This is a genomic window from Citrobacter sp. CK181 (assembly GCF_030333595.1).
Taxonomy (GTDB): domain Bacteria; phylum Pseudomonadota; class Gammaproteobacteria; order Enterobacterales; family Enterobacteriaceae; genus Citrobacter_B; species Citrobacter_B koseri.
In genome coordinates this window covers 328663-341091 of sequence record NZ_JAOWFN010000015.1, presented here as the reverse complement: position 1 = coordinate 341091, position 12429 = coordinate 328663, and the positions used below count along the sequence as shown (strand labels likewise).

The 12429-nt window shown below is 55.7% G+C and carries 13 protein-coding genes; 5 read left to right on the top strand and 8 right to left on the bottom strand.

Annotated features, from left to right (window positions below; translation table 11 throughout):
* Window positions 1-5: 5 nt before the first annotated feature.
* A complete protein-coding gene (locus OGW17_RS18890; protein ID WP_071257863.1) occupies window positions 6-986 on the top strand; it encodes a type IV pilus twitching motility protein PilT in 981 nt (326 codons plus the stop codon).
* A 149-nt stretch (window positions 987-1135) separates the two neighbouring features.
* Here OGW17_RS18890 and ruvX read toward each other — a convergent pair whose 3' ends face one another.
* From ruvX to metK, 8 genes are all read right to left on the bottom strand, one after another.
* Entirely contained in the window at window positions 1136-1552 is a 417-nt protein-coding gene (ruvX, locus tag OGW17_RS18885) for a Holliday junction resolvase RuvX (RefSeq protein WP_071257864.1), read from the bottom strand.
* Complete coding sequence (locus OGW17_RS18880; protein ID WP_012135063.1) at window positions 1552-2115, bottom strand: YqgE/AlgH family protein; 564 nt, start codon at window positions 2113-2115, stop codon at window positions 1552-1554. Before OGW17_RS18880 ends, ruvX begins: the two co-directional genes overlap by 1 nt.
* A 176-nt stretch (window positions 2116-2291) precedes the next feature.
* Complete coding sequence (gshB, locus tag OGW17_RS18875; protein ID WP_012135062.1) at window positions 2292-3239, bottom strand: glutathione synthase; 948 nt, start codon at window positions 3237-3239, stop codon at window positions 2292-2294.
* A 12-nt stretch (window positions 3240-3251) separates the two neighbouring features.
* On the bottom strand, window positions 3252-3983 hold the full coding sequence (gene rsmE / locus OGW17_RS18870) for a 16S rRNA (uracil(1498)-N(3))-methyltransferase (protein ID WP_049010798.1): 732 nt from the start codon (window positions 3981-3983) through the stop codon (window positions 3252-3254).
* Between the two features lie 77 nt (window positions 3984-4060).
* On the bottom strand, window positions 4061-4768 hold the full coding sequence (endA, locus tag OGW17_RS18865) for a deoxyribonuclease I (protein WP_012135060.1): 708 nt from the start codon (window positions 4766-4768) through the stop codon (window positions 4061-4063).
* A gap of 94 nt (window positions 4769-4862) precedes the next feature.
* Window positions 4863-5360: a SprT family zinc-dependent metalloprotease gene (locus OGW17_RS18860; protein WP_071257865.1), complete on the bottom strand. Its 498-nt coding sequence runs from the start codon at window positions 5358-5360 to the stop codon at window positions 4863-4865.
* Window positions 5361-5518: 158 nt separating this feature from the next.
* Window positions 5519-6913 (bottom strand): galactose/proton symporter, encoded by a 1395-nt coding sequence (galP, locus tag OGW17_RS18855; protein ID WP_060815922.1) that lies wholly within the window; start codon window positions 6911-6913, stop codon window positions 5519-5521.
* Window positions 6914-7329: 416 nt separating this feature from the next.
* On the bottom strand, window positions 7330-8484 hold the full coding sequence (metK, locus tag OGW17_RS18850) for a methionine adenosyltransferase (protein WP_012135057.1): 1155 nt from the start codon (window positions 8482-8484) through the stop codon (window positions 7330-7332).
* 415 nt (window positions 8485-8899) lie between these two features.
* On the opposite strand from metK, the gene yqgG reads away from it, so the two are divergent.
* The 4 genes from yqgG (at window position 8900) to speB (ending at window position 12402) form a co-directional block, all read left to right on the top strand.
* Window positions 8900-9037: a small protein YqgG gene (gene yqgG / locus OGW17_RS18845; RefSeq protein ID WP_269475138.1), complete on the top strand. Its 138-nt coding sequence runs from the start codon at window positions 8900-8902 to the stop codon at window positions 9035-9037.
* Between the two features lie 97 nt (window positions 9038-9134).
* Complete coding sequence (gene yqgB / locus OGW17_RS18840) at window positions 9135-9266, top strand: acid stress response protein YqgB (protein ID WP_047463939.1); 132 nt, start codon at window positions 9135-9137, stop codon at window positions 9264-9266.
* 8 nt (window positions 9267-9274) lie between these two features.
* A complete protein-coding gene (gene speA, locus OGW17_RS18835; protein ID WP_024130934.1) occupies window positions 9275-11251 on the top strand; it encodes a biosynthetic arginine decarboxylase in 1977 nt (658 codons plus the stop codon).
* Between the two features lie 230 nt (window positions 11252-11481).
* The gene (speB, locus tag OGW17_RS18830; protein ID WP_012135054.1) at window positions 11482-12402 is read left to right on the top strand and encodes an agmatinase; all 921 of its coding nucleotides are present in this window, start codon (window positions 11482-11484) and stop codon (window positions 12400-12402) included.
* Window positions 12403-12429 lie beyond the last annotated feature (27 nt).

The following is a 12429-nucleotide window of genomic DNA, read 5'->3' as shown; positions in this document are numbered from 1 at the left end:
TTCGTATGGATATGGAAGAAATAGTGGCCCTTAGTGTAAAGCATAACGTCTCGGATCTACACCTGTGCAACGCATGGCCTGCACGCTGGCGTAAACGGGGAAAAGTGGAAATAGCCCCGTTTAGCAGCCCGAATGTCGAGGTTTTGCTGTCACAATGGCTTAACGACGCGCAGCGCCGGGCGTGGCAGGCGGATGGTCAGCTCGACTTTGCGGTGTCGCTGCCGGGCGAACTGCGGTTACGCGCCAGCGCTTTTCATCACGAGCAGGGCGCATCGCTGGCGCTGCGGTTGTTGCCCACTACGTGCCCGCAACTGGACGCGCTCCAGACGCCTGCCGCGCTACCCGCGCTCCTTGGCGGCGAGAACGGACTGATTCTGGTGACCGGGGCGACGGGAAGCGGGAAATCCACCACGCTGGCGGCAATGGTGGAATACCTCAACCAGCATCTCGATGGTCATATTCTGACGCTGGAAGATCCTATTGAGTACCGCCATACCAGCCAGCGCTGCCTGATTCAGCAGAGGGAGGTTGGCGTACACTGCCGCTCCTTTGCCGCCGGGTTACGCGCTGCACTGCGTGAAGACCCGGATGTGATTTTATTAGGCGAACTGCGCGACAGTGAGACCATTCGCCTGGCGCTGACGGCGGCGGAAACGGGGCATCTGGTTCTGGCGACGCTACATACGCGCGGCGCGGCACAGGCGGTAGAGCGGCTGGTCGACTCCTTTCCGGCGCAGGAGAAAGATCCGGTACGCAGTCAACTTGCGGGCAGCCTGCGCGCCGTGTTGTCGCAGAAGCTGGAAACCGACAGGCAGGACGGACGCGTGGCGTTATTTGAACTGCTCATCAACACGCCAGCGGTTGGCAATCTTATTCGGGAGGGGAAGATTCACCAGTTGCCCGGCGTTATTCAGACCAGCCAACAGGCGGGGATGCAGACGTTTGCCCAGAGTCTGCAACAGCGGCAGGCGCAGGGCAGGCTTTAGCGAACGGTTGTGCCGGATGGCGGCCGATGGCCTTATCCGGCCTACAAGCGTGCCCGTAGCCCGTAGGCCTGATAAGCGAAGCGCCATCAGGCGTTGATATGGAAGCTAATTTGTCAGCCTTAACGCTGCGCGCCATCAGGCAATTCGTATCAGTAACCCTGCTCGAAATAGCTTTCGAGGATGATGACGGCCGAGGCGGAATCCACTTTGCCTTTGTTGAGTGCGCGATAACCGCCCTGTTCAAACAGGCCAGAGCGCGCTTCTACGGTGCTCAGGCGTTCGTCATGCAGCGTAACCGGTACGCCAAAACGGCCATGAATGCGGTTGGCGAACTTGCGGGCGCGAGCGGTGAGGGGCTGCTCTGTGCCATCCATATTGAGCGGTAGCCCGACAATAATTTCATCCGGCTGCCACTCTTTCAGCAAACGCTCGATAATGTTCCAGTCTGGCGTTCCGTCCTGCGCTTTTATCGCTGGCAGCGCGCGGGCGGTGCCGGTGATGCGCTGTCCTATCGCTACGCCGATACTTTTGGTGCCGAAATCAAATGCGAGTAAGGTTCCGCTCATCAGGCATGCCCCGCCACACCAGGCATGGTCAGAATATCAATTCCGATTAATTTGGCCGCGTCGCGCCAGCGGTCGGCAATCGGCGTTTTGAACAGAATATTGAGATCGGCAGGGGCCGTGAGCCAGGCATTATCCATCAGCTCTTGCTCCAGTTGACCTTTATCCCATGATGAATAACCCAGCGCCACCAGCACCTCAGAGGGTTGCTCCGGTGTGCCTAACGTCTCCAGCACGTCGCGGGATGTGGTGATCACCGTATTGTCAGAAATACGAATACTGGACGAAAAGCGGGAGGGCGGAGTATGTAAAATAAATCCCCGATCTTCCGCCAGCGGCCCGCCGAGCATTACGGCTTTATCCAGACGAATTGCCGGATCGCGCGGTTCAGGCGTAATCTTCAGTTTTTCCAGAATCCCTTCAATCTGTAGATTTTCCAGAGGTTTATTAATGATAATCCCCATTGCGCCATCTTCATTGTGTTCGCAAATGTACACCACGGAGCGGCGGAAAATTGGGTCCTGGAGAGCAGGCATGGCAATAAGAAAGTGATGCTGTAAATTCATTGTCAGAGGTTCTGTATCCGGGTTCAAAAAAGCAACAGCGTCCAGTATGTGAGGAAAGTGCGAAGATGTCACCCTCTGAAAATAGCTTTGCCGGATGGCAGCTTCGTCTTATCCGGCCTGTGGGGTGAAATTCCAGGCCGGATAAGACGCGAAGGCGTCGTCATCCGGTAACTAATTTACTTCTGCAAACGCGCCTCAATGGCATCCATCAGCATTCCGGTAATCGAAACCGGGAACTCCGCTTCAATTTCACGAATACAGGTTGGGCTGGTGACGTTAATTTCGGTAAGACGATCGCCGATGATATCCAGACCCACAAAAATCAGCCCTTTCGCTTTCAGGGTTGGGCCAATGCGGCGGGCGATTTCCCAGTCGCTGTCGGTAAGCGGGCGCGGTTCGCCGCGACCACCGGCCGCCAGGTTGCCACGGGTCTCGCCGCCCTGCGGAATCCGCGCCAGGCAGTACGGAACGGGTTCGCCGTCAACAACCAGCACGCGTTTGTCGCCGTCTTTAATGGCAGGCAGGTAGTTCTGCGCCATGCAATAGCGGGTGCCATGCTCGGTCAGCGTTTCGGCGATTACGCCGAGGTTGGGGTCGCCTTCCTTCACGCGGAAGATAGACGCGCCGCCCATGCCGTCCAGCGGCTTGAGAATGATGTCGCTGTGCTTCTGCCAGAAGGCTTTCAGTTGCGCTTTGTTGCGCGTGACCAGCGTTTCCGGCGTCAGGTCGGAGAACCAGGCGGTGAACAGTTTTTCGTTGCAGTCGCGCAGGCTCTGGGGCTTATTGACGATCAGCGCGCCTTTCTCTTCCGCGCGCTCCAGAATATAAGTGGCGTAGATAAATTCGGTATCGAACGGCGGATCTTTACGCATCAGGATGACGTCCAGATCGGCCAGCGGCAGATCCTGCTCGTCGTTGAACGTATACCAGTTGTCATAGTTCTGCTCTACGCTTAGGGTACGCGTGCGGGCGCGAGCCTCACCGTTGATCAAATACAGATCGGCCATCTCCATGTAATGAAGTTCGTAGCCACGACGTTGTGCTTCCAGCAGCATAGCGAAGCTGGAATCTTTCTTGATGTTGATGCTTGCGATGGGGTCCATCACGATGCCGAGCTTGATCATTGTTCTTCTCCGTTAGCCCAGATCGCCAAAACGCACCTGTAGCGCGGTAATGGCGGTGAGCGCAGTTGTCTCAGTACGCAGAACGCGAGGTCCTAACAGGATATCAGTAAACTGGTAGCGGGCGGTCATGGCGATTTCATCTGCCGACAAACCGCCTTCCGGGCCAATCAACAGGCGCACGCGTTCCACGGGGAGCGGCAGGGTGTTGATACTGGCGCTGGCGCGCGGGTGAAGGTTCAGTTTCAGCCCCTCGTCCTGCTCGGCGCACCAGGCTTCCAGATCCATTGCCGGGCGAATTTCCGGCACCCGGTTACGACCGCACTGTTCGCAGGCGGCGATAGCGATTTTTTGCCACTGCTGGCGCTTCTTGTTCAGACGTTCGCTGTCCAGTTTAACGCCGCAGCGCTCAGAAAAAAGTGGCGTAATGAGGCTTACACCCAGTTCGATCGATTTCTGGATAGTGAATTCCATTTTTTCGCCGCGCGACATCACCTGGCCGAGGTGAATATGCAGCGGGGATTCACGATCGTCGAGGGTGCCGCTGAGCACTTTTACATCGACGCTTTTTTTGCTGGCGTTGGTTATCTCGGCGTCAAACACCTGATTGCTGCCGTCAAACAGCTGGAGCGCCTGGCCTGGCCCCATACGCAACACGCGTCCGATATGGTTGGCGGCGTCTTCACACAGGGAGAACTGGCTGCCGGATGTGATGGGTTCAGGGTGATAAATGCGGGGAATGCGCATAATAGAAAAATCCGCGTCATCTCCCCACGCCATCTGATCGCGTGGGGCAGGGTTAAAAATATTCCCGCTAGTGTAGGTTAGCTCTTTTGCGCCTGGCAAGCGCGTTGCACGTATGGATTGTGGTTCCCTTGTACCCTGGCGATGCGTTCGTCGCGCTCGCACTCCCAGTCCGTGACCGGATACAGCTTGTTCCAGGCGTTGAAAAGCTGCGTTTGCTGACGGGAGAGCGTCAGATTGTACTGATCGCGCATATAAAAGTAGGTACGGGCGATTGCACCACGGGCGCGAGCAGGCGGTTCGGCGATTTTTTCCTTGAAATTGACCTTCATGGCGCACTGGCCGTACTGACCTTCGCCGCCATTCCACTGGCTGTACATGAAGTTGCCGCGATCGCCATTCACCTCGCCGACGGCGGGTTGCAGATTGTGCATGTCGCTCTCCATCTTGCGGTAGACAGGATCTTTCGCACAGTTTTTTCGCCCGCCGTCCTGCCAGCACTGACGCTGGTGGCCGAACTGCCAGGCGGGTACGACGTGTTCCCATTCAATGCGGCTGGCGCGGTTTTCATTTTTTCGGACTTTATAGCCGCAGGAGGCGAGATCCACGACGCCTTTTTTACCCTGCCAGTTAATTTTACACCCGCAGTAGAAATCGCCAGGAACATCGGCATTGACTTTTACCCCGGCGGTTTTGGCCTGAGAAAAACTGTTGATGCCTGTAGCCAGCACCTGCCCTGAGAGCATCATCGCCAACAACGCTGCGGCAAAAGAGAAATTACGGTACATCACGAACTCCGTGTCAAAACGAGCCCGCAACGTAGCGAAAGTTGTTCTTGTATGCAATCAGGCAGATCAGAAAAGTTCCTGATTATTCTGGCGATTAATCAGCAATGAGCGGTTCGCCGCAGTGAACGCAGCGGTAGGTGGCTTCACCGCGCACGATGCGATTATGGCGGCGCACGGTGAGCTGATGCTGCTGGCATTTACAGCGGTAGGTAAAGGTATTGCGGCGAACGGATTGCAGTTCAAACTGATGCGTGCGTCTGGCAGGGACGCCCAGTACGCTTTCCATCATCCATTTCCACTCTTTGCCGTGCGGCGCAACCCGGCCAAAATGTTTCCAGACCAGCAAATGCGCCAGTTCGTGCGGCACGACTTCATTGACGAACGCGTCGACGTTTTCCATCAATAGCACAGGATTGAGACGGATTTCGTAGGTTTGTAGCCATGCTGTTCCCGCAGCAGTTCCACGTTGTTGATAAACCAGCCTGGGTTCCGGGTAATGACGTTCCAGTTTGAGATTGGCCTGGGCGAGTTTTTCCCGCAGGCTGCGCATGACGGCTTGCTGGACAGCGATAGGGAGACGGGAGGTTTTCATAACGACAGAGGATAATGGGAGGTGATGGAGACTGCAAGAGGGACGCTTCACCCCGCTAAGTTTTGCCGGATGGCGGCCGACAAACCGGTCTGCGTTCAACTGAGGGCAGTAGGCCCGATAAGCTTGCGCCATCGGGCACTTACCGCTAATTATCAGCGTTAGTTGTGAGCGCCGATTTCGCGCAGCTTACGGCCTTTCATCAGGTTACGTTCAATGTGTTCCAGAGAGACGTGTTTGGTTTCAGGAACCAGCCAGATGGTCAGGATGATGAAGAACAGGTTCAGACCGGCATAGACCCAGAAGGTGTTTGCGTTGCCCAGCGTGTTGAGCATGGTCAGGAACGTTGCGCCGACGATCATATTGGCGATCCAGTTGGTGGCGGTAGAGCAGGTGATACCGAAATCGCGGCCTTTCAGCGGCTGAATTTCAGAGCACAGTACCCAAATCAGCGGACCGGCGCTCATCGCGAACCCGATGATAAACATCAGCAGCATGGCGATAGCGAAGTATTGCGCTGACGGCGAGTGAATGCCGATATGCATCATGGTGCCGAGAGTGCCCATGCCGATAGCCATGACCAGGAAGCCCAGCGTCAGCGTTGGTTTACGCCCCCAGCGGTCTACCAGGCCGATGGCGATAAAGGTGGCCAGCACGTTCGTCAGACCAACGATAACGGTGCCCCACATCTGCTCGGTGGTATTGGTATAACCTGCCAGTTCAAAGATTTTCGGCGCGTAGTACATGATGACGTTCATCCCGGTGAACTGTTGCATCACCTGCAAAAGCACCCCGAGGAACACCGCGCGACGGAAGTTGCTGTTCTCTTTAAACAGCGCCCAGCCGCTCTGTTTTACTTGCAGACTTTCACGGATCTCATCCAGCTCGCGTTTGGCTTCTGCGCTGGTATCGCGCAGGCGCAGCAGTACGCGTTCGGCATCAATAAAGCGACGTTTCGCCGCGAACCAGCGCGGGCTGTCCGGCAGGAAGAACACGCCGATCAGCAGCAGAATGGCCGGAATGATGATCACGCCCAACATCCAGCGCCATGCGCCGCTGTAGCTGAACGCGGTATCAGACAGATAGGCGCCAAGAATACCGATGGTGATCATCAACTGGTACATGGAGATCATACTGCCGCGAATTTTCTCCGGCGCGATCTCAGACAGGTACAGCGGGGCGGTGTAGGACGCGACGCCAACGGCCAGGCCTAACAGCACGCGGGAAACGATCAGCACCTCAACGTTAGGTGCGGCGGCGGAAAACAGCGAACCGGCCACAAACAGGATCGCGCCGATCATCAGGCTTTTCTTACGACCTAATTTGAAGGAGAGCCAGCCGCTGCCGACGGCACCGACGGCGGCGCCGAACATCATCGAACTGACCACCCACTCCTGAGTGTGCGCGGTAATCTGGAATTCGTCAGTGATGAAGGGTAAAGCACCGGCGATAACGCCGATATCCAGGCCAAAAAGTAATCCTGCCAGGGCTGCAAGAAAGCAGACAAAAAATGTCATGGCCTTGTTTGAACGCCCCTGTTTTTTATTGTCAGGCATGATGCCTCCGGTTGGGTTGCCAGTTTTGTTGATGCTAAGGGTAGGTGAGTGGCCCGCAAAAATATGTGATTAGAATCACGTTAGTGTAATCGTTTACACTAACATTTGATGGTGAAAGTAATTAATGCTTTGAAAACATAGAGGTAAGTGAGGCGGTTTGTATCGCGAATACGCACATTTAAGACTTAACTGAAAAAAATGTAACGTCAGAAGAAAAACGATCATGCAAAAGGATTATTTTCAACGCGTGGCTTATAGAATGGAGGGTAAACGGTTTCATTAATCGCCGGGTGACGGCTATGCCAAAACGACAGAACCCGTAGGCCCGTGCAAGCGAAGCGACTCCGGGCAAAAGATGCGCGCACAAATACAAAAGGCCAGCACGAGGCTGGCCTTAAAAAAACAACGTCAGTAAATTACTTCAGACCTGCGGCATCACGCAGCAGCTGCGCTTTGTCGGTTTTTTCCCACGGGAAATGTTCGCGGCCAAAGTGACCGTATGCAGCGGTTTCTTTGTAGATCGGGTGCAGCAGATCCAGCATCTGAATCAGGCCGTACGGACGCAGGTCGAAGAACTCGCGTACCAGCAGGGTCAGCTGTTCAGAAGGCACTTTTTCAGTACCGAAGGTTTCAACCATGATAGAGGTTGGTTCAGCCACGCCGATAGCGTAAGAAACCTGAATCTCACAACGGTCAGCCAGACCTGCGGCAACGATGTTTTTCGCAACATAACGCGCGGCGTAGGCTGCGGAACGGTCAACCTTAGACGGGTCCTTACCGGAGAATGCGCCGCCGCCGTGACGCGCCATACCGCCGTAGGTATCCACGATAATCTTACGACCGGTCAGACCGCAGTCGCCCATCGGGCCGCCGATAACAAAACGACCGGTTGGGTTGATGAAGAATTTCGTCGACGCGTTCAGCCATTCTGACGGCAGGATCGGCTTGATGATCTCTTCCATCACCGCTTCCTGAAGCGATTTCTGGTCAATTTCTTCAGCGTGCTGAGTAGACAGCACGACCGCGTCGATGCCGACAATTTTGCCGTCGTCATACTGGAAAGTGACCTGGCTTTTCGCATCCGGGCGCAGCCACGGCAGCGTGCCGTTTTTACGCACTTCAGCCTGACGCTGTACCAGACGGTGCGCGTAGGTGATCGGCGCTGGCATCAGCACGTCAGTTTCATTGGTCGCGTAACCAAACATCAGGCCCTGGTCGCCCGCGCCCTGTTCCAGCGGATCGGCACGGTCAACGCCCTGGTTGATATCCGGGGACTGTTTGCCGATAGCGCTCAGCACGGCGCAAGAGTTGGCGTCAAAGCCCATGTCGGAATGCACATAGCCAATCTCACGGACCGTGTTACGGGTGATCTCTTCGATATCAACCCATGCGCTGGTCGTGATCTCACCGCCAACTAAAACCATACCGGTTTTAACGTAGGTTTCGCATGCGACGCGCGCTTTCGGATCCTGTTCCAGGATCGCATCCAGCACGGCATCAGAGATTTGGTCAGCAATTTTGTCAGGATGCCCTTCTGATACGGACTCGGACGTAAAAAGGTGTTTTGCCATGTTTTATTTCACCTAAGGAGAATTTGGTTAGCTCAAACTGTTGTGTGGAATAGCCAAAGCAGAGGATTCTACCAAGGCTTGCAGGTTGATGACACTGGCAGTCTGAGTGTTAATCAGTATGGATGGATTAACATCTGGATGGCTATTTTAGGTCACTTCTTCACCCGATTTCCAGTTTTTTTTGAATCAACTCTCGTTGCGTTGAAAACACGACTGGAAATTTTTCAGGACACTGCTGGCAATGTGCGCATTTATGCTTTGCATTTTTCCCCTCTTGTCGGTATAAAACGCGGCGCGCGGCTCATACTAAAAAGCACACGACGGATTCCTCGTGTCGCCACTTCCAGCCGGGCTAAAACGTTGCTTTGGCTTAAAGGCTTGTCTTACGGGGCGGCCGTGGAGGTGATACGAGATAATGAACCGTTGTATTCTGCTGAATCTGTCGCACCGTTCTGGTGTGCGCATGTCCCCCGCAATCTGCATCTCTGCTTTGCATACCTGCCGATGTTATACCCATCTCGGCGCTTCTCAGGATTCCAGAGCCGGTCGGTAACGGAAGACTGAACAAGGGCGCTCTTGTTGAAACAAGAGTTTTCTCGTGGTTTCGCCGAACCGTCATACTTAAGTTCGGTTACGTGTTTTACAATGATATGAAAAAGAAACCGGTCGCGCAGGCGGAGCGTCAGCACTATCTGCTGGAAAATACGTCTGTTTATGGGTTGTTATCGCGTCTACGGATTGCGATAGTAGTCAACTGTTTTACACTTGTTAATAAAATTTGAGGTTCGCTATGTCTGACGACATGTCTATGGGTTCGCCTTCGTCAGCAGGCGAACAGGGTGTACTACGCTCCATGCAGGAGGTTGCAATGAGCTCCCAGGAAGCCAGCAAGATGCTGCGTACTTACAATATTGCCTGGTGGGGCAATAACTACTACGACGTCAACGAACTGGGACACATCAGCGTGTGCCCGGACCCTGACGTACCTCAGGCGCGCGTCGATCTCGCCAAACTGGTGAAAGCTCGCGAAGCGCAAGGCCAGCGTCTGCCTGCGTTGTTCTGCTTCCCGCAGATCCTGCAACACCGTCTGCGCTCCATTAACGCGGCGTTTAAACGCGCGCGTGAATCCTACGGTTATAACGGCGACTACTTCCTCGTTTATCCGATCAAGGTCAACCAGCACCGTCGGGTGATTGAATCGCTGATTCACTCCGGCGAACCGCTGGGGCTGGAAGCCGGTTCGAAGGCGGAGCTGATGGCGGTTCTGGCGCACGCCGGAATGACCCGCAGCGTGATCGTCTGTAACGGCTACAAAGACCGTGAATACATCCGTCTGGCGCTGATTGGCGAAAAGATGGGCCACAAGGTCTACCTGGTCATCGAGAAGATGTCGGAAATCGCGATCGTGCTGGATGAAGCCGAGCGTCTGAACGTGATCCCGCGCCTGGGCGTGCGTGCGCGTCTGGCCTCGCAGGGTTCCGGTAAATGGCAGTCTTCCGGCGGCGAAAAATCCAAATTCGGCCTGGCGGCGACGCAGGTGCTGCAACTGGTTGAAACCCTGCGTGAAGCCGGGCGACTGGACAGCCTGCAACTGCTGCACTTCCACCTCGGCTCGCAGATGGCGAATATCCGCGACATTGCCACCGGCGTGCGCGAATCCGCCCGTTTCTACGTTGAATTGCATAAGCTGGGCGTCAACATTCAGTGTTTCGACGTCGGCGGCGGTCTGGGCGTGGATTACGAAGGAACCCGCTCGCAGTCTGATTGCTCCGTGAACTACGGCCTGAACGAATACGCCAACAACATCATCTGGGCGATTGGCGACGCGTGTGAAGAACACGGTCTGCCGCACCCAACGGTGATCACCGAGTCTGGCCGTGCGGTAACTGCGCACCATACCGTGCTGGTATCGAACATCATCGGCGTGGAGCGTAACGAATATACGGTGCCCACCGCGCCTGCCGACGACGCGCCGCGCGCGTTGCAGAGCATGTGGGAAACCTGGCAGGAGATGCACGAGCCGGGCACCCGCCGCTCGCTGCGTGAATGGCTGCACGACAGCCAGATGGACCTGCACGACATTCACATTGGCTACTCTTCCGGGACGTTCAGTTTGCAGGAACGCGCCTGGGCGGAACAGCTTTATCTGAGCATGTGCCACGAAGTACAGAAACAGCTGGACCCGCAGAACCGTGCGCATCGTCCGATCATCGATGAGTTGCAGGAGCGTATGGCGGACAAAATGTACGTCAACTTCTCGCTGTTCCAGTCAATGCCGGATGCGTGGGGTATCGATCAACTGTTCCCGGTGCTGCCGCTGGAAGGGCTGGATCAGGTGCCTGAGCGCCGCGCGGTGCTGCTGGATATCACCTGTGATTCCGATGGCGCGATCGATCACTACATCGACGGTGACGGTATCGCCACCACTATGCCGATGCCGGAGTACGATCCAGAGAACCCGCCGATGCTCGGTTTCTTTATGGTCGGCGCCTATCAGGAGATCCTTGGCAACATGCACAACCTGTTCGGCGACACCGAAGCGGTTGACGTGTTTGTCTTCCCGGATGGCAGCGTGGAAGTTGAGCTGTCTGACGAAGGGGACACCGTGGCGGATATGCTGCAATACGTACAGCTCGATCCGAACACGCTGCTGACCCACTTCCGCGATCAGGTGAAACAGACCGGTCTGGATGATGCGCTGCAACAGCAGTTCCTCGAAGAGTTTGAGACGGGGCTGTACGGGTACACTTACCTGGAAGACGAGTAGCCGCTGATGCCCGGTGGCGCTGCGCTTACCGGGCCTACGAATGTAGGCCGGATACGGCGAAGCCGCCATCCGGCAGAATGCTATACTCACTTGAACCCGTATGAATTAACGGCGATAATTCGCCCCAATAAGCGATTTACGAATCAATCCCTTCCTCGTCGGGTTTAACGACGCGGAGGGGATTTTTTTTCATCTGTTTTTAATGTATCGACTTTAAAAGAGGTCAGGACATGAGCACTTTAGGTCATCAGTACGATAACTCCCTGGTTTCCAACGCCTTCGGCTTTCTGCGTCTGCCGCTGAATTTCCAGCCTTATGACAGCGACGCCGACTGGGTTATCACCGGCGTACCGTTTGATATGGCGACTTCCGGTCGTGCGGGCGGCCGCCACGGCCCGGCGGCAATCCGTCAGGTTTCCACTAACCTGGCCTGGGAGCACAACCGCTTCCCGTGGAACTTCGACATGCGCGAGCGCCTGAACGTTGTGGACTGTGGTGACCTGGTCTATGCGTTTGGCGACGCGCGCGAGATGAGTGAAAAATTGCAGGCGCATGCGGAGAAACTGCTGTCAGCCGGTAAACGTATGCTCTCCTTCGGCGGCGACCACTTCGTGACCCTGCCGCTGCTGCGCGCTCATGCAAAGCACTTTGGCAAAATGGCGCTGGTGCATTTTGACGCGCATACCGACACCTACGCGAACGGCTGCGAGTTTGACCACGGCACCATGTTCTACACTGCGCCGAAAGAGGGGTTGATTGACCCGAACCACTCCGTGCAGATTGGTATTCGTACTGAATTTGATAAAGACAACGGTTTCACCGTGCTGGATGCCTGCCAGGTGAACGATCGCGGCGTGGATGACATCATCGCGCAGGTTAATCAGATCGTTGGCGATATGCCGGTCTACCTGACCTTTGATATCGACTGTCTGGACCCGGCGTTCGCACCGGGCACAGGGACGCCGGTGATCGGCGGCCTGACTTCCGATCGCGCCATTAAACTGGTGCGCGGTCTGAAAGATCTGAACATTGTCGGGATGGACGTGGTGGAAGTGGCTCCGGCTTATGACCAGTCCGAAATCACCGCGCTGGCTGCGGCGACCCTGGCGCTGGAAATGCTCTACATTCAGGCGGCGAAAAAAGGCGAATAAGTGCTTCCCCCTCTCCGTCATCAGGAG